This window comes from Leisingera sp. (assembly GCF_982940295.1).
Genome location: NZ_CEYXRG010000002.1, coordinates 65,407 through 83,356 on the forward strand (window position 1 = coordinate 65,407; position 17,950 = coordinate 83,356).

At 66.8% G+C, this 17,950-nt stretch carries 12 protein-coding genes; 8 read left to right on the forward strand and 4 right to left on the reverse strand.

Annotated elements, in window-relative coordinates; genetic code table 11:
• Positions 1-144 precede the first annotated feature (144 nt).
• A complete protein-coding gene (locus AC4HIX_RS02195; protein WP_490397714.1) occupies positions 145-5,595 on the reverse strand; it encodes an alpha-2-macroglobulin family protein in 5,451 nt (1,816 codons plus the stop codon).
• Between the two features lie 148 nt (positions 5,596-5,743).
• On the opposite strand from AC4HIX_RS02195, the gene AC4HIX_RS02200 reads away from it, so the two are divergent.
• On the forward strand, positions 5,744-8,008 hold the full coding sequence (locus AC4HIX_RS02200; RefSeq protein ID WP_475048096.1) for a response regulator: 2,265 nt from the start codon (positions 5,744-5,746) through the stop codon (positions 8,006-8,008).
• Between the two features lie 343 nt (positions 8,009-8,351).
• On the opposite strand, the gene yaaA is transcribed toward AC4HIX_RS02200, so the two are convergent.
• The 3 genes from yaaA to AC4HIX_RS02215 form a co-directional block, all read right to left on the reverse strand.
• Positions 8,352-9,116, reverse strand: coding sequence for a peroxide stress protein YaaA (yaaA, locus tag AC4HIX_RS02205; protein WP_490397715.1), 765 nt, complete (start codon positions 9,114-9,116; stop codon positions 8,352-8,354).
• A 30-nt stretch (positions 9,117-9,146) separates the two neighbouring features.
• Entirely contained in the window at positions 9,147-11,204 is a 2,058-nt protein-coding gene (gene recQ / locus AC4HIX_RS02210) for a DNA helicase RecQ (RefSeq protein WP_490397716.1), read from the reverse strand.
• A gap of 206 nt (positions 11,205-11,410) precedes the next feature.
• A complete protein-coding gene (locus tag AC4HIX_RS02215; protein ID WP_475048104.1) occupies positions 11,411-11,698 on the reverse strand; it encodes a YggT family protein in 288 nt (95 codons plus the stop codon).
• Between the two features lie 133 nt (positions 11,699-11,831).
• Between AC4HIX_RS02215 and AC4HIX_RS02220 the strand changes: the two genes are divergently transcribed.
• The 7 genes from AC4HIX_RS02220 to AC4HIX_RS02250 all read left to right on the forward strand — a co-directional run bounded on the left by AC4HIX_RS02220 (position 11,832) and on the right by AC4HIX_RS02250 (position 17,865).
• Positions 11,832-12,380, forward strand: coding sequence for an acyl-CoA thioesterase (locus tag AC4HIX_RS02220; RefSeq protein WP_490397717.1), 549 nt, complete (start codon positions 11,832-11,834; stop codon positions 12,378-12,380).
• A 50-nt stretch (positions 12,381-12,430) separates the two neighbouring features.
• The gene (locus AC4HIX_RS02225) at positions 12,431-13,795 is read left to right on the forward strand and encodes an MFS transporter (RefSeq protein ID WP_490397718.1); all 1,365 of its coding nucleotides are present in this window, start codon (positions 12,431-12,433) and stop codon (positions 13,793-13,795) included.
• A complete protein-coding gene (gene mepA / locus AC4HIX_RS02230; protein WP_475048113.1) occupies positions 13,792-14,661 on the forward strand; it encodes a penicillin-insensitive murein endopeptidase in 870 nt (289 codons plus the stop codon). Before AC4HIX_RS02225 ends, mepA begins: the two co-directional genes overlap by 4 nt.
• A complete protein-coding gene (locus AC4HIX_RS02235; protein ID WP_490397719.1) occupies positions 14,634-15,548 on the forward strand; it encodes an esterase-like activity of phytase family protein in 915 nt (304 codons plus the stop codon). The genes mepA and AC4HIX_RS02235 overlap by 28 nt, the downstream gene beginning before the upstream one ends.
• Before the next feature lie 192 nt (positions 15,549-15,740).
• Positions 15,741-16,376: a queuosine precursor transporter gene (locus AC4HIX_RS02240; RefSeq protein WP_490397720.1), complete on the forward strand. Its 636-nt coding sequence runs from the start codon at positions 15,741-15,743 to the stop codon at positions 16,374-16,376.
• Positions 16,377-16,635: 259 nt separating this feature from the next.
• Complete coding sequence (gene arfB / locus AC4HIX_RS02245; RefSeq protein ID WP_475048121.1) at positions 16,636-17,055, forward strand: alternative ribosome rescue aminoacyl-tRNA hydrolase ArfB; 420 nt, start codon at positions 16,636-16,638, stop codon at positions 17,053-17,055.
• A 63-nt stretch (positions 17,056-17,118) separates the two neighbouring features.
• A complete protein-coding gene (locus AC4HIX_RS02250; protein WP_490397721.1) occupies positions 17,119-17,865 on the forward strand; it encodes an SDR family oxidoreductase in 747 nt (248 codons plus the stop codon).
• The last annotated feature ends 85 nt before the right edge of the window (positions 17,866-17,950 follow it).

Sequence of the window (17,950 nt, forward strand, 5' to 3'; positions counted from 1 at the left end):
CTATCAGAAGCGCTAAGGCCAGAACGCTCCATTTCCGCCTTTTGCCTGGCCGATAGGCCGGGCATCCCCCGTCCGCCCCCCTGGGCGGGCGATACTCGCCCACCCGCGGACAGGCGCTGCCCTCAGCTCTTTTCCGCCAGCGTTTCACCTGACTTCTACCCGCCCCGTGCCGGTGCGGGCGCGGTAGGCGGGGCGGTACATGTCCTCAACCGAGGCCGCCGGGTGGTGGAACACGCCGGGCGTCACCGCGCGGACCACGTAGGCCAGCGTCACAGGCGAGGCATCGCGCACATTCACCGCCGCCAGGAAGCGGTCAGTGCGGAACTCGGCGTGCTCGGCCTCAGCCGGGTTCAGCCAGTCGAGATCGCGCAAGTCGCCGGAGCGCAGAAGGTTGGGGTTGTCGATCTCAAACCCCGCGGGCAGCGGATCGTTGATCATCAGCCGCGCACCGGTCTTTTCATGCGGTTTCACCCGCAGGACCGCCACGAACCGCGCGCCAGCCTGCACGGACTGCGCCTCCAGCGGCTGGCCCTCCAGCGAGTAATAGCTGCGCTCGATGGTGTAGCCGAAGCCGCCCGCCGCGGGCGGAACCTCGGGCACACCAAGCGTGGTGAGGGTGATCTCTGCCGTCCGCCCGCTGGCGGCGGTGAGCGCCAGCTCCGGCGTGTCCTGACCGTCTGCGGCCTCAACAAACGGGCCCTGCACGGGCTGGCCGTTGACCAGCAGACCGGAGTCTTCGGGGGTTTGCGCCAGGGCGTGGGCGGCCATCAGGGTCCAGGCGGACTCTTGGGTGGAGCGGGTGCCGGACGCATTGGCAAGCCGCGACGACAGGCGGGCGCGATCCACCGCCTCCGATCCGGCCTCTGCCGCCAGCGCCAGAACGCCGGCGGTGTCACGCAGTTGGGTGCCGAAATCGGCGCGCCAGAGGCGGGCTTCGCCCTGTTCATCAGAGCCGATCATCTGCGCGGCGCGGGCGAACATCCGGTCGGCGCGGCGCTGGTCGCCATAGGCCGCCAGGGCTGCGCCCAGCTGGGCGGCGGCGAGCGGGGTGGCAAAGGCGTCGCCCTTTACATCCGCGTAGTAGCGCAGATCGCCCATCTGGGCCGCGCCTTCGCGGGCCAGCACCAGCAGGGCATAGGCGATCTCCTCGCCGCCCGTGTCGAAGTCGGCAGCGTAGTTGATGCGGTTGCGCAGGTTGTCCATTGCCTGAGCAAAGGCCTGCTGCGGCACCGCGTAGCCCTGGGCGCGGGCGCGGCTGAGGAAGTCGCTGGCGTAGGCATCGAGCCAGAACTCCCCGCTGTCGGCGCGCCACATCCCGAAGGCGCCCGAGGGGGCCTGGCGGGTCAGCACCTTGCGGATGGCGGCGTTGATGCGGGCGTCCACCGCCGGGCCGTTGCCCAGCCCAGCTGCCTGCGCCACGCTGCTGAGGTAGAGGAGCGGAAGGGCCTTGGATGTCACCTGCTCGGTGCAGCCGTAGGGGTACTGGTCCAGTTCGGCCAGCAGGCCCGGCACGTCGAACTTGGCAAGCGGGCCCGAGGAGATGGTGGCCCGCGCGGTGCCGGGGCGCAGGCCCGCGAAGACGTCCCTGCTGAACAGGAAGGTGTCGCCGCCTGCGAGGGTGAAGCGGCGGGTCTCTGACGTCACCGGATCATTGGCGCGGACCGGCATCCGCAGGTCCTGCCGCAACTCTTGCCCATCGGGCGTGGTGAGGGTGAGCGTCAGTTCATGGTCGCCCACGGTTTCTGCCGTCACCGGCAGGTCCAGCACGGCCTTGCCCTGCTCCGCCAGTGTGACGGAGGCAGGCAGGCTGCCGAGCGTCAGGCCGCCTGCGTTTGTTGCGGTCAGCTTCATCTCACCTGCCGGGCCGTCGGCATGGACGATTTCTATCCTTGCGCGGCTTTCATCACCCGGCGCCAGGAAGCGCGGCAGGGAGGCAGTGACCACGACGGGGTCGCGAACCAGCATGTCGGCTTCTGCCTGGCCGACGGCCTTGCCCGACCAGGCAACCGCCATCAGCCGCACGGTGCCGTTGAAGGCGGGCAGGGTCATCGGGAATTCGGCCTCTCCGTTGACGTCCACCTGCAAGGGGCCGGAGAACAGTGCCACCAGATCCTGCGTCGGCGGCGGCGATTGCATCTTAATGCCGCTGTCCGCATCGCCGCCGGATCGGATGCGGCCCATGGTACCGTTGCCCGGGTCGATCAGGCGGCCGTAGACGTCGCGCAGCTCCACGCCTAAGCGGCGCTGGCCGTAGTAATGCGCGCTGGGGTCGGGGCTGGTGAAGCCGGTGAGGTTGAGGATGCCGAGGTCCACCGCGGCGACGGTGAGCCAGACCTCTTCGCCCTCTGCCGCGCCATCGACGCGGAGCTTGGCGACTTGGGTGCCGCGCGGGCGGACCACATCGGGGACGTCAATGGCGACCTGCAGCTGCTGTCCGGGCTGGGTGACGGCCGCGTGGGCCAGGCCCAGGGCGCGCAGCGGGGTGCGGCCGCGCTCAGCCGCAACGGGCTGGATTACCGTGGCGGTCACATAGGCGCCGCTGCCCCAGTCCTGTGTCACTTCGAGCGGGATCACGGTTTCGCCAGCCGGAACCTCCACCGCCATGCGGTGGATCAGGCGGTTGGAGACCACCGAGACCAGCGCAGTGCCGGCAGCTTGCGGCACGATACGCAGGCGGGCGGTGTCGCCGGGGGCGTAGCTTTCGCGGTCCAGCGACAGCTCCAGCCTTGCCGGTGTTTCAGTGCTGCCTTCGGGCGCGTACCAGCCGGCGTAGAAGTCAAAAGCGGCGGAAGCGTATTCTCCGTCCAGGCGTTCCACCACCAGTTCATAGCGGCCCCAGTCGACGGGCTGCGACAGCGGCAGGGGATCATTGCCCAGCTGCGCCTCGCCGGTGGCGATACGGGTGCGCCGGGTGATGGGCTCCCAGTTCCAATTGCCGTAGAGCTGATACCACTGGTAGCGGGTCTCGATCCGGTTCAGGGTCCATTTGACGCGCATCGGCAGGGGTTTCAGGTCCGGCGACAGAGCGATCAGCTCAAAGCCTGCCTCAGAGCCTTCCGGCGCGGCCTCGTCAAACAGCGGCTTGATGCCGAGGACCGGGCCTGCGGGGCGGACCGGCAGCTCCAGCACGCGCTCCACCGGGCGGGCAGAGCCGTCGGCGACGCGGGTGGTGAGCGTGGCCAGCAACGGCTTGCCCTCTGCCGGGGTGGCGGCGGGGAGGCTGGCCGTGAAGGATGCGCTGCCGTCGGCGCCGGTTTCCTGGCCGCCGAAATATTCGGTCTGGGACGCGGCAGCTTCATCATAGCGGCCGAAGCGGAAGCCGGGCCATTGTTCGAGAGTATTGGCGGCGGTCAGGCGGATGCTGCCCTCCACCTTCAGGCCAGCGCCCGGCGCGCCGAACAGGTAGTCGGCTTGCAAGTCTATCTGGGCGGCGCCGCCGGGCTGGAGGGCGTCTGCATTGGTGACCTGCTGCGTGAAGTCGATGCGCTCCGGCAGGAAATCCTCAACCAGGATCTGGCGGCTGGCGAGCGCGGGGGCCTTGAGGTCGCTCTTGATCTCAATCCGCCAGGTGCCGCGCGGGGCGGCGGGGCCGGTTTCCAGCGCGAAGACATGGCCGCCCTGATGGCCATTGGCCGAGGTCTGGCGGGTGTATTCCACCCCGTCGGGGCGCAAGAGGATTGCGGTCAGCGGCAGGCTGTCGATGGCCTGGGCCTTGCTGTCACGGGCCAGTGCGGTCACATGCACGGTTTCGCCCGCACGGAAGGCGCCGCGGGTGGTGGCGAGGAAGACATCCACCGGCCCCGGCGCGGGACGCCCGGCCACGCCGCGGTCTGACAGGTCAAAGGCGGCATCGTTCAGCGGCAGGAAGGTGAAATCGCCCTCCCCTGCCCGCGCGGTGATCAGCGCGGGCGCCTTGCCGCCGGTGCCGCGGGTGAGGCCGGGGGCGAAATGCACATAGCCGCTGGCATCGCTGGTCTGGGTTGCCAGAACCTCATTGGCGGAGGAGATCAGGCTGACCTCGGCGCCTTCCTCCGGCTTGGCATCCGCCAGGCCCTGCACCTGCACATGCAGGCCATCGCTGCCGGACATGGTGGAAAGGCCAAGGCCGGTCAGTACGAACCACTGTGTTGCCCCAGCATCCTCGTAGGGGTCGGCCCCCGGGACCCGGGCGGTCAGCGCGTAAAGGCCCGGTTTCTTCTGCCCTGTCAGCGCATCTTCCAGCGGCAGCCGGCTGGTCATGGCCTGATTGAGCGCGGTGTCCACTTCGGCACTGCCGGTCCAGATCTCCTCGGCAATGTCAGCGGCGAAATGCTTGTCTTCCCAGTGGGAGAGCGGCTTGGCGAAATAGCCCTCCTGCAGGGTGCGCAGCACGTTGCGGCTGCTGACCCGGCGCAGGCGCAGGTCCAGTTCTGTCAGGTTCACGGTTTCCACCGGCAGCGCAGCGGCACCGCCGGCTGGCAGCACATAGGCACGCCCCGGGAAGCGGACCTGCGGGGAGCGGTCGCGCACGTAGTGGGTCAGCTCCACATCTTTGTAGAGCTGCTCGCCGCTGGCCGCGGGCAGGCCGCGGCGCAGGGTCAGGCGGTAGCGCTTGCCGTGCTCCGCCCCGTCGAGGCAGAGCTGGCGGCCCTGGACGGTGACGGCCAGGCCGGCCTCGGCCATGCGGACGTAGTTTTCGTAATCGGTGCCGGCCTGCTCCAGATCCTCTGAGAACTCGGCGCAGATGCGCGGCGCGGCGCTGTCGCTTTCGACCGTGCTGGTGAGCACGCGGAAACCGTATTTGGCAGTCGCATCCTCCAGCTGCGCGGCGCGGCCGGCATCAGGTGCGATGTCCTGCGCCAGCCGCAAAAGCGGCAGCATGGCGCGGCCGTTTGCCTGCAGCTCCTGTGCGCGGGCTGCTGCCGCCAGCGCCTCTGCCTGCGCGGCAGGCGTGGCGGCCCGCAAGTAGCCGTTCACCGCCGCGAGGTAGCCCTGCGCGCGCAAGCGGCGCTGCTGGCTGCGGCTGCCCCTGTCCTTGGCAGCGCGCAGCAAATAGCCGGAGAACTGTGTCCAATCCGCGGCCTCATCGCTCAGCACCACCGCCTGCGCCATCCAGCGCAGAGCGGCAGGGGAATCGCCGTCCCGCAGCCGGCCGCGGGCGGCGGCGCGGGCCTCCGCCGGATCACTGGCGGCCAGCGGGTAATCCAGCCCCAAAGTGCGCGCAAAGGCGGCGGCGTTCTGCAAGTCCTGCGCCGGCAGGAACCCGAGCCGTGCCGCGCGGGACGCTGCCGCGGCGGCCAGCCCGGGCGCGGCGGGCTGTCTCACCGCGGAGAGGGCGCCTGCGTAGGGGCTGGATTGCCCCAGCGCCGATTTGGGGAAGCAGGCGCTGGCCCGCTGGTTGAAGACAAAGCCTGCGCAGTCGGCCTGAGCGGAGCAGGCGCGGGCACAGGAGGCCACGTCCGTATCAAACAGCGGCTGCAGGTCGGAGCCGTAGAAATCGGTATCCGCATAAGAGCGGTAACGATAATCAGGAACCGCCGGCCCGGCCCAAGCCGAGGGCAAAAACGCAATAAAAGCAATAAAATACAATAAGACAGAAGCAAACAGACGCGGCATGGCACCCTCCAATACTGGAGACAGGCTGGCACGGGCTTAACGTCATAGCAAGATTCCCCCGCGTAACACGTTAAGGGCAGCCAGGCTGCCGCCCGCGCGGAATTAGCCGCGCGTTGTTTGTGTTGATGCATTGCCGGAGTTTGCAGGGATGAGCCTTGCCGACAAATTAGCGGAAGAAAGGCGGGCCCGGCTCGCCGCGGAACGGCTGCTTGAGCTCAAGCAGGCCGAGCTTTCCGCCGCCAACCGCAAACTTGGCCGCCATGCGCTGGCGCTGACCAAGCAGATCGGCCAGACACAGGCCGAAGTGGCGACGGTCCGCGACGAAAACGCCAAGGTGAAATCCGACCTCAGCACCGCCCACGCCAAAGTCGAGACCGCAGAGCGGCGGCTGTGGCATTCGATCCAGGCGTTTCAGGACGGGTTTGCCTTCTTTGATGCCGACGGCAACCTGATCGGCGCAAACACGGCTTACCTCAATATCTTCGACGGGCTGGAGGAAGTGTCGCCCGGCATTTCCTATCTGCGCATTCTGCAGCTTCTGACCGACGAAGGGCTGATCAACACCGGCGACATGGCGGCGGATGCCTGGCGCGAGATGATGAATGAGCGCTGGCACTCTCCCGCGCCGGAACCGGTGGTGATCCAGCTGTGGGACGAACGCTACCTGCGGCTGATCGACCAGCGCGGCCATGACGGCGACATGGTGACTCTGGCGCTCGATATCACCTCAACCGTGCGCTACGAGGAGGAGCTGCGTGCCGCCCGTGCCCGGGCGGAGGCCGCCAACCGCGCCAAGTCCGCCTTCCTCGCCAACATGAGCCATGAGATCCGCACCCCGATGAACGGGGTGGTGGGCATGGCGGAGCTGCTGTCAGACACCGGGCTAAATGAGGAGCAGCGGCTGTATGCCAGCACCATCAAGAATTCGGGCGAGGCGCTGCTGGTCATCATCAACGACGTGCTCGACTACTCCAAGATCGAAGCCGACAAGCTGGAGCTGCACCCCGAACCCTTTGACCTGGAACGCAGCCTGCATGAGGTGGTGATGCTGCTGCAGCCCACCGCGCGGGACAAGGGGATTGCCTTGCTGGTCGACTACGACCTGTTCCTGCCCACCCGCTTTACCGGCGATCCGGGCCGCATCCGGCAGGTGCTGACCAACCTGGCAGGAAATGCGGTGAAATTCACCAAGGAGGGGCATGTGACCCTGAGGGTGACCGGCATCACCTCTCCCGACGACAAGCAATGCGCGGTGCATGTGAATATCGAGGACACCGGCATCGGCATCCCCGAAGAGAAGATCGGCCACATCTTCGGCGAGTTCAACCAGGTCGAGGACGAACGCAACCGCCAGTTTGAAGGCACCGGGCTGGGACTGGCGATCTCCAAACGGCTGATCGAGATGATGGGCGGCGAGATCTGGGTCGACAGCGAGGAGGGCAAGGGTTCCTGCTTCGGCTTCCGCCTGCCGCTGCCGGTGGAAGCCGGCCCCGAGGCGGCGGTTCCGGCGCTGCCCAGCACGCTGCGCCATGTGCTGCTGGTGGATGACCTGCCGCTGAACTGCGAGATCCTGCAAAAGCACCTGCTGATGCTGGGGGTCCGGGTCAGCACCGCGGGCACCGCCGCTGCCGCGCTGGCGGCGATGCAGGAGGGGATCGACCTGGTCATCAGCGGCCACAACCTGCCGGTTCTGGACGGCGTGCAGCTGGCCCGGGATCTCAAATCCGGGCCGTGGCGCGGGGTGCCGGTGCTGCTGCTGAACTCCAGCCCGCAGGCCGCGAACGATCCGGAAATCCGCCAGCTGGTGAACGGCGTGCTGCAGAACCCGGTGCCGCGCGATGAGCTGTTCAGGCAGTTGGCCAATCTGGCTGGCTCCGGCAAGCCCGCGGCAGCGCCGTCCGCTGCGGGGCCAGAGCCTGCGGCGGCGATTCCATTGGCGGCGGCGCCGGAACCGCCAGCCTGCCCGCCCGGCCCGGCAATCCGCCGGATGCGGGTGCTGGCGGCGGAAGACAACAAGACCAATCAGCTGGTGTTCCGCAAGATGGTGAAGGAACTCAACATCGAGCTGAAATTCGCCAGCAACGGGCTGGAGGCGGTCGAGGCCTTCAGGACCTTTGCCCCGGATCTGATCTTCATGGACATTTCGATGCCCAAGATGGACGGCAAGGAAGCCACCGCGGAAATCCGCAAGCTGGAGGCCGGAACCGGCAATCATGTGCCGGTGGTGGCGCTGACCGCGCACGCCATGGCCGGCGATGCCGAGGGCATCCTGGCAGCCGGGCTGGACCATTACCTGACCAAGCCGCTGCGCAAGGCCTTGATCCACGAAAAGATCCGGGATTGCGCCCCGCCCGGCACCAACCCGCTGGACACCGGCAGCCCGCCTGCGATCCCGGCCGCCAGCGGGCAGTGAAGGCACAAGGATCGGTCCCGGCCGTTTTAGAGCCGGGTTTCCTGCCGCATCAGGCAATAAACGCAGCTTGCGAAACCGGCAGTTGCAGCCTCAAATGTGCTACCCGCCCGGTTCATGAGACCGGACAAGGGCAGCGCCGAGCGGACTGCCGCCGCCATGGCCCCTGATTTCAAAATCCAAACTCTCCCGCGCCCGCGGGCGCACCGGCTGCGCCGGAGCACCCTTTGTGCGGCCTTGGGCCCGGCAGCGCGCGGGGCCCGCGGGGGGGGGGGGGGCCCGGGCCCAACCGGGACGGTGCAGTCTCTGGACTGTGCCGGAGCGGGCGGGAGCCCCCGGCCCTGTATCAGGTGCTGCGCAGGAAGACAGGCTTGTCCGGTTCCGACAGCTGCGGCTGGTAGGCATAACCGCCGGTATCGAACTCCAGCAGGCTTTCCGCGTCTGTCAGCCTGCGCTGGATAATGAACCGGGCCATCGCGCCGCGGGCGCGTTTGGCATAAAAGCTCACCACCTTGGGCGTGCCGTTCTTGTCTTCCATGAACACCGGCGTGACCACCCGCAGCTTCAGCACCGCAAGATCGACCGCGCCGAAATATTCCTGGCTGGCACAGTTCACCAGGATATCCGTGCCCGCAGCCTCAGCCTGCGCATTCAGCGCGTCCGAGATCTTGCGGCCCCAGAATTCATAAAGGTTCTTGCCGCGCGGGTTCTTGAGGCGCGAGCCCATCTCCAGCCGGTAGGGCTGCAGCGCATCCAAGGGCCGCAGCACGCCGTAAAGACCGGACAGGATGCGGAGGTGCTCCTGCGCCCAGGCCATTTCCTCAGGCTCCAGCGAGGCAGCCTCCAGCCCCTGATAGGTGTCGCCGGCAAAGGCCAGCGCCGCCGGGCGGGTGGCTTCCGTTTTCGGATCGGCGGCGAAGTCCTGGAAACGGTCATAATTCAGCCTGGCCAGATCCTCGCTGATGTGCATCAGCTTCATCAGGTCCGCCACGGACTGACCGCGCGCCACCTCTGCCAGCTCCACCGCGTCGTCATGCAGCGCGGGCCAGGTCATCTCCTGATCCCGTTCCGCCCAGTCCAGTTTCTTGGCCGGAGAGGTCACTACCAGCATATCTGCCCCCTTGATGATCTTGGCGCGACCCTAGCCCGCGCCGCGCAGGACGTCCAGAAACGCCGCCGCGAAACGTTCGGCGCGGCGCTCCCCCAAGAGCCGCGAAACGCCAGCCTCGTCATCCGCACGCAGCTGCGCCACCTTTGCCAGCAGCGACGCCGAGCAGGTAAGCGGCTTCAAGGTGCCGCATTCGCCGCGGGCCAGCTGCGCCTGCGCTTCCAGCAGACCGTCGTAAACCGAGCCCGCCTCGCGCCCTGCCAGCTTGCGCCGTGCCGGGTGCAGCTGCTCTGCGGCGCCGGTGATCACGCCCAGGAAATCATCGCCGTAGCGTTCCAGCTTCTTGGCGCCGACGCCGTTGATGCAGGCCATCTGGTCCAGCGTTTCCGGGCGCACCTCGGCCATCTCGATGAGGGTGCGGTCGGGGAAGATCACATAGGCCGGCACTTTTTGCGCCTCTGCCAGCGCCCGGCGCTTGGCCTTGAGCGCGGACAGCAGGGGTGCGTCCTCCTCGGAGACCAGCGCCTTGACCGCCGGGCGGCGGTCTGCGGATTTGATGGTGTCGCGGCGCAGCTCGATGGACTGCTCGCCGCGCAGGATCGGCAGGGCGGCCTCGGTAAAGCGCAGGGCACCGTGGCGTTCCGGGTCCGGGCGCAAGAGGTCGTGGCCCATCATCTGCCGGAACACCGCCTGCCACTGGCGCTTGCCGAACTCCTTGCCGCAGCCATAGACCGACAGCTCATCATGGCGCTTGGCGCGGATCCGCTCGTTGTCGGCACCCAGGAGGATGTCGATCAGGTGGCCGGAGCCGAACCATTCTTCTGTCCGCAGAACCGCCGACAGGGCCTTGCGCACCACGGTGGTGCCGTCGAACACATCTGCCGGCGTGTCGCACAGGTCGCAGTTGCCGCAGGGTTCTGCTTCCTCGCCAAAGTACCCCAGCAGCTTCTGGCGGCGGCAATGCAATGCCTCAGCCAGGCCCAGGAGCGCGTTCAGGCGGGCATGGTCGGCGGCGCGGCGTTCGGGCGGCGCGAGGCCCTCGTCGATTTGCGACCGGCGCAGGCGGATGTCGTCGGGGCCGAACAGGGTGAGGGTTTCGGCAGGCGCGCCGTCGCGGCCGGCGCGGCCGATTTCCTGGTAATAGGCCTCAATGGATTTCGGCAGGTCGGCGTGGGCGACCCAGCGGATATCGGGTTTGTCGATGCCCATGCCAAAGGCGACGGTGGCGACCACGATCAGCCCGTCCTCGCGGGCGAACCGGGTTTCGACGATGCGGCGGTCCTCGGCCTCCATGCCGCCATGGTAGAAACAGGCGGAGTGGCCGGCCTCGCGCAGTGCGGCGGACAGCGCCTCTGTCTTGGCGCGGGTGCCGCAGTAGACGATGCCGGACTGACCCTTGCGGGCGGCGGCGAACTCCAGGATCTGGCGGCGCGGGCTGTCCTTGGCGGCAAAGGCCAGGTGAATGTTGGGCCGGTCAAAGCCGCGCAGGAAGCTGCGGGGGGCCTCGCCGTCGAACAGTTTCTGGACGATCTCTTCCTGCGTTTCCTGGTCCGCGGTGGCGGTGAAGGCGGCCAGCGGCACGTCCAGGGCGCGGCGCAACTCGCCGATGCGCAGGTAGTCGGGGCGGAAGTCGTGGCCCCATTGGCTGACGCAATGCGCCTCGTCCACCGCGATCAGGCTGACGCCGATGCGGCGCAGCATCCCCATGGCGGCGCCGGAAGCGAGGCGCTCGGGCGCCATGTAGAGAAGTTTCAGCCGCCCGGCCTCGATCGCCTCCCAGACCATCTCGGTCTCTTCATCGGTGTTGCCGGAGGTGAGGGCGCCTGCGGTGACGCCGGCCTCCTGCAGGGCACGGACCTGGTCGCGCATCAGGGCGATGAGGGGGGAGATCACCACGGTGATGCCGTCGCGCAGCAGGGCGGGCAGCTGGTAGCACAGCGACTTGCCGCCGCCGGTGGGCATGATCGCCAGCACGTTTTCCCCGGCGGTCACGGCGTCGACGATCTCTTCCTGGCCGGGGCGGAAGGCGTCAAAGCCGAAGATCTCGCGCAGGATCGGGGACGCGCCTGTCAGGGCTGCCGGGGCTGTCATGGGGCGGAGGGCCTCAGTGTGGTGGTCTGCTCTTACTTGGCAGGCACAATCCCACAGGAGGCATGGGGCAGCAAGGGGGGCTTAACCATCCGGCGACGCTATTGGTCAACCGCCAAGGGCTGCGCCCGAGCCTGGGAGGGTGCGAATGCGCCCTCCCGTGGGGAGGGTCGGGCGCAGCCCGGCCTATCGGCCGGGCAGAAGGTCCATCAGTAGAACGCCGCCATGTTGTTCACCAGGATGATGCGCAGCGCGTAAACGGCGACCAGCACCACCAGCGGTGCAAGGTCCAGCCCGCCCATGTTGGGGATCACGCGTCGCACCGGCGCATAGAGCGGTTCCAGGATCCGGTTCAGCCCGTACCAGATCTGGGCCACCAGCTGCTGGTGCAGGTTCAGCACCTGGAAGTTGATCAGCCAGCTCATGATCACATGGGCAATGATGAAGAACCAGACGATGTCGAGGATCAGCATCAGGATTTGGAACAGCGAGACCATCTGTATTTCCCTTTTTCGAACAGCCACACAGGTAAGCAGCCGGCAGGAAATACGCAAGGCTTCCGCGAGGTTGCGGTTGACGCGCTGTAAACGGGTGGCATCACGGGCACATGCGAAACAGGAGCGCACGCCCATGTACCCGATTTTCCGCCTGATCAAGGATACCGTTCTGGCCAGCCGGATGGAGCGGCTGCCGATCACCGGCCTGCATGTCTCCAGCCACATCTGCTGGCCCTGGGACCTGGACATGTGGATGGAGCTGAACAACGGCCGCACCATGACACTGTATGACCTGGGCCGCACCATGCTGGCACAGCGGGCCGGGCTGATCAGCGCGTTGAAGAAGAACCGCTGGGGTCTGACGGTGGCGGGGTCGTCGGTGCGCTACCGCCGCCGTATCCGCGGTTTTGAGCGCTTTGAAATGCGCAGCCGCGCGGCCGGCTGGGACGACCGGTTCATCTATGTCGAACAGTCCATGTGGAAGAAAAACGGCGAGTGCGCCAGCCATGTGATGCTGCGCACGGCCGTTACGGACCGCAAAGGTATCGTTCCGCCGGAAAAAGTTCTGGAGGCTCTGGGGCAAAGCACCGAGGCCTCCCCTGAATTGCCCGGGTGGATCCAGGACTGGTGCCAAGCGGATGCAGGCCGCCCCTGGCCGCCGATGCAGGACGGGCTTGCCTAGGCCCCTGCCCGCCTGCCATACCTGAAGGCAACAATAAAAAGAGGCCGGGTATGCAGCAGGTGTCCACGCGCAAGCGGATCTGGGGATGGTGGTTTTTCGATTGGGCCAGCCAGCCGTATCAGACGCTGCTGGTCACCTTTGTCTTCAGCCCGTTCTTTGCCGCCGTCGCCGCCGAGCATTTCCTGGGCCAGGGACTGGACAGCGAGGCCGCCAAGGCGCAGGCGCAGACCGTCTGGTCGATGTGCCTGACCGTGACCGGGCTGATCATCGGCTTCGGGGCACCGTTCCTGGGCGCCATGGCCGACATCACCGGCCGCCGCCTGCCCTGGATTATGGTGTTTTCGCTGATGTACCTGATCGGTGCCTGGGGCCTGTGGTACATGGATCCCGAGGGCAGCAACCTGTGGTGGATGCTGGTCAGCTTCGGGTTTGGCTTTATCGGTGCTGAATTCGCCCTGATCTTTGTCAATGCCCAGCTGCCGACACTGGCCAGCCGCGAGGACGTGGGGGATATCTCCGGTTCGGGCTTTGCCTTTGGCTACCTCGGCGGGGTGATTGCGCTGTTCATCATGCTTCTGCTGTTTGTCGAGCAGGGCAGCGGCAAGACCCTGATCGGCCTCAGCCCGGCTTTGGGCCTGGATGCGGAGGCCAAGGAGGGCACCCGCGCCGTCGGACCCTTTACCGCAATCTGGTTTGCCGTCTTCATGATCCCCTATTTCCTGTGGGTGAAGGACCGCGGCGCCACGGGCCGCAAGGCGACGCTGGGCAAGGCCTGGCAGATGGTGGTCAAGCTGGTCTCCGGCCTGCGCCGCCGGCTGAGCCTGGCGAGCTACCTCGGCTCCTCGATGTTCTACCGCGATGCGCTCAACGGGCTGTACGGCTTTGGCGGCGTCTACGCCAAGCTGGTGCTGGGCTGGGAGATTACCCAGATCGGCATCTTCGGCATTGTCGCCGCCTTTGCGGCCACGCTGTTCAGCTGGCTGGGCGGCAAGGCGGACCGGCGGTTCGGGCCGAAGCCGGTGATCATCGCCTCAATCCTGATCCTGTCCTTTGTCTGCCTGATCATCGTTTCCATGTCGCGGCACCAGATCTTCGGCGTGCCCCTGGCCGAAGGCTCCACCCTGCCGGACACGGTGTTCTTTGGCTGCGGCGTGCTGATCGGCGGCTTCGGCGGCATTCTGCAAGCGGCCAGCCGCAGCCTGATGGTGCGCCACACCAGCCCGAAGGACGCAACCGAAAGCTTTGGCCTCTACGGGCTCTCGGGCCGCGCCACCGCCTTTCTGGCACCGGCGCTGATTGGCGCAGCGACCACAATAACCGGCAGCGCGCGGCTGGGGATCACCCCCGTCATCGGGCTGTTTCTGATCGGTTTGATACTGTTATTCTGGGTTCAAGGAGAAGGAGATCAGGGTTGAGACTGTTACTTGCCTTTTGTTTAGCGGTTGCTGGTTTCATAAGTCCGGCAAGCGCGCAGACCCCCGCCAAAGCGCTGTTCGGGGCCAAGCCCGCCGCCTCGCAGCAGCGGCCGGCGCCTTTCGGCTCCTACGCCAAGGGCTGCGTTGCCGGCGCCGCCCGGCTGCCGGAGACCGGCCCCACCTGGCAGGCCATGCGGCTGAGCCGCAACCGCAACTGGGGCCATCCCGTCGCGATTGATTTCGTCAAGGACCTGAGCCGCTTTGCCGCCCGGCAGCGCGGCTGGAAGGGGCTTTACATCGGTGACATCAGCCAGCCGCGCGGCGGGCCGATGCTGTCGGGCCATCGCAGCCACCAGATCGGCCTGGATATCGACATCTGGATGCGCCCGCCCGACCGGCTGAACCTCAGCCGTAATGCACGCGAAAACATTTCCTCAATCTCCATGCGCCGTGCCAAAGGCGCCTATGTGAACGCCAGCTGGAGCCGGGCGCATCACGAGATCCTCAAGGCCGCGGCCAAAGATAAGCGGGTGGCGCGGATTTTCGTGTTTCCCGGCGCCAAGGTGCAGATGTGCAACGACGAGAAGGGCGACCGCCGCTGGCTGCGCAAGATCCGGCCGTGGTGGGGGCATCATTACCATTTCCACGTGCGTCTGGCCTGCCCCCGCGGCGCCCGCGGCTGCGTGGACCAGGCCGCTCCGCCCAAGGGCGACGGCTGCGCGGATGCGCAGCAGTGGGTGAACAACATCCTGAACCCGCCGCCGCCGAAACCGGTTGACCCCAACGCGCCAAAGCCTAAACCACGGCGTGACTACACCCTTTCGGATCTGCCCAAGCAATGCGCCGCCGTTCTGCAATCAAACTGACCCTGGCCCTGGCCGCTGCTGCCGGACTGACAGCCGCGGCCTTTTCCGCCAGCCGTCCCGCCGCCTCCGTGGCGGGCAAAGCGCGGTATCTGAGCAGCTATACCTGGAAGCTGAACCAGCCCTGGTTCGGCGGCTTTTCCGCGCTCAAGCTCAGCGAGCGCGGCACAGTGATGACGGTGCTGAGCGACCGCGCCACCCTGGTGACCACACGGATCGAGCGCCGCCACGGCACCATTTCCGGAGTGACCGCGCAGCGCGCGCACGGCCTGCGGGCCTCCACCGGCAAGGTGCTGCGCGGACTTGCCGGAGACAGCGAGGGGCTGGCGGTATCGCCCGACGGCAGCCGTTATATTTCGTTTGAGGGCGCCGCGAGGGTGGTCCGCTACCGCCGTCCTGAAAGCCGCGCCAAGGTACTGCCGCGCCCCAAGGCCTTCCGCAAGCTGCCGCCCAACAAATCGCTGGAAACCCTTGCCATCGATTCCCGCGGCCGCCTCTACACGCTGCCGGAAAAGGCCTATGACAAGCACGGGCAGATCCCGGTCTGGCGCTGGAACGGCCGCCGCTGGTCGCGGCCCTTCAGCCTGCCGCCGCAGGGAAGGTTTCTGCCGGTGGACGCCGATTTCGGGCCCGACGGCCGCTTCTATCTTCTGGAGCGGGACCTGACCTTTCTCGGCTTCCGCAGCCGCCTGCGCCGCTGGGACATGACCGCCGCCGGCCCGGTGAACGAAACAATCCTGCTGCAGACCGGCCCCGGCACCCACGACAATCTGGAAGGCCTGTCGGTCTGGGCCGATGAAACCGGCCAGCTGCGCGCCACCATGGTGTCGGATGACAACTTCCTGCCGCTCCAGCGGACGGAACTGGTGGAATACGCCCTGCCCCGCTGATCGCGCCGCCCGCGCCGCGCCAGCGGCGCCATGCCCAACCGGAAGGGGGGCATTCCCGGAATGCACCGCGAGCGGGCGGGAGCGCTCCCTGCCGCCGGATACCTTGCCCTCAAGGCCGGATCATTTTAAAGGGGCCGGTCTTTTTTTGCCGCGGACCTTGCCCGCGCGCCCCGAAACATACGGATCCGACACATGAACCGCTCGCATATTCCCGGCATCCTTGCCATGGCCGCCGTGGTGGTGGCCTCCAATATCCTGGTGCAATTCCTGTTCGGCCAATGGCTGACCTGGGGCGCCTTCACCTACCCCATCGCCTTTCTCGTCACCGACGTGATGAACCGCGTCTACGGCGCCGCCGCGGCGCGCAAAGTGGTGGTGGCGGGGTTTGTCGCCGGGGTGATCTGCTCGCTGATCGGCACCCAAATCATGCTGGAAGGCGACGGTTTCACCTACCCGGCCGTCACTCTGCGCATTGCGCTTGGCTCCGGCCTCGCCTTCCTCACTGCCCAGATGCTGGATGTCGCCGTGTTCTCCGCCCTGCGGACCGGCAAATGGTGGCGTGCCCCGCTCGCCTCGACCCTGATCGGCTCCTCGGTGGATACCGCGATTTTCTTCACCGTGGCGTTTTCCGGCGCGCTCACTTGGCTGGAGCCGGGCAATGACGTCTCCTGGGCGGGGGAGATCCTGCCGCTGCTGGGCACCGGCCCCGATAGCCCCTTGTGGGTCTCGCTGGCCCTGGCCGATTGGCTGGTGAAACTGTCGCTGGCGCTGGTTGCCCTTGTGCCCTTCCGCATCATCGTGCGTAAGCTCACCGCAAAGACCACATGATTTTGTTTTGACATTGGCCAAATCTATGGCAGGCTGAGGGCACACGAAACATTCAGAAAGGAGGTGCCCATTGTCTAGAGAAGCTATGGAGAGCAGTGCCGGAACAGTTCAGAAGGAGTGCGGCCGAGGCAGCCCTTGGCGCGTATAGATCACTGAATTGGTGCTGACCTAACCGGTGCACCTCCTATCATCTCGAAGGGCTGTTCCCGCGTGTGGGAACAGCCCTTTCGCTTTTCCGGCCGCCGTTTCATAAAGAGCCATGATCCGCATCAACGACCAAATCACCCTGCAGGACTGGGAAATGACCGAGAGCTTTGTCCGCGCCTCGGGCCCGGGCGGGCAGAATGTGAACAAGGTGGCGACAGCGGTTGAGCTGCGGTTCGAGGCGGAGCGCTCACCGGCGCTGACGCCTGCGGTCAAGAACCGGCTGAAGCGGCTGGCCGGGCGCCGCTGGACCAAGGAAGGCGCAATCATCCTGCAATGCGACGAGACCCGCTCGCAGCAAAGGAACCGCGAGATCGTCCGCGAGCGGCTGGCAGAGCTGGTGCGCAAGGCGCTGATCGCGCCCAAGCGGCGCATCGCCACCAAGCCCACCCGGGGCTCCGTCAAGCGGCGGCTGGAGGCCAAGAAGCAGCGCGGCGAATTGAAAGCGACGCGCGGTAAGATCGACCCGGACTGACTTGGGATTGCACCGCCGCCCGGAGCGCCCCATGCTGGCGTTAAACAATCCGGGAGGGAAATCATGCGTCTGGACGGAAAGACCGCCATCGTGACCGGCGGCGCCTCGGGCTTTGGCGCGGGCATTGCGCGCAAGTTCCTGGCCGAGGGCGCCCGGGTGATGATTGCGGATATCAACGGCGCTGCGGCAGAAGAGCTGGCCGCAGAACTGGGCAGCAACGCCATCCCGCAGGCGGTGGATGTTTCGGACCGTGCTTCGGTCGATGCCATGGCCAAGGCCGCGCTGGCCGCCTTCGGGCGCCTCGACATTCTGGTCAACAACGCAGGCGTCACCCATCTGCCTGCCCCGCTGGAGGACATTTCCGAGGATGACTTCGACCGGGTGCTGGGCGTCAACGTCAAATCCGTTTACCTGACCGCCCGCGCCCTGGTGCCGCATATGAAGGCAAACAAGGCGGGCGCGATCCTGAATGTCGCCTCCACCGCCGGCGTGTCGCCGCGTCCGAACCTCAACTGGTACAACGCCTCCAAGGGCTGGATGATCACCGCGACCAAGACCATGGCGGTGGAGCTCGCGCCGCATGGGGTGCGGGTCAATGCGATCAACCCGGTGGCGGGCGAAACCCCGCTGCTCAAATCCTTCATGGGCGAGGATACTCCGGAAGTGCGCGCCAAGTTCCTGTCCACCATCCCGATCGGCCGGTTTTCGACGCCGGAGGACATGGGCAACGCCGCCTGCTTCCTCTGCTCGGACGAGGCCAGCATGGTGACAGGCGTCGCGATGGAAGTGGACGGCGGCCGCTGCATATAGCGTCCCCGGCTTTCATCTTTCCAAAAATACTCCCGCCGGAGGCAGCGCGCGCCAGCGCGCTTCATTCAGAAAAAGGACCGCCCGC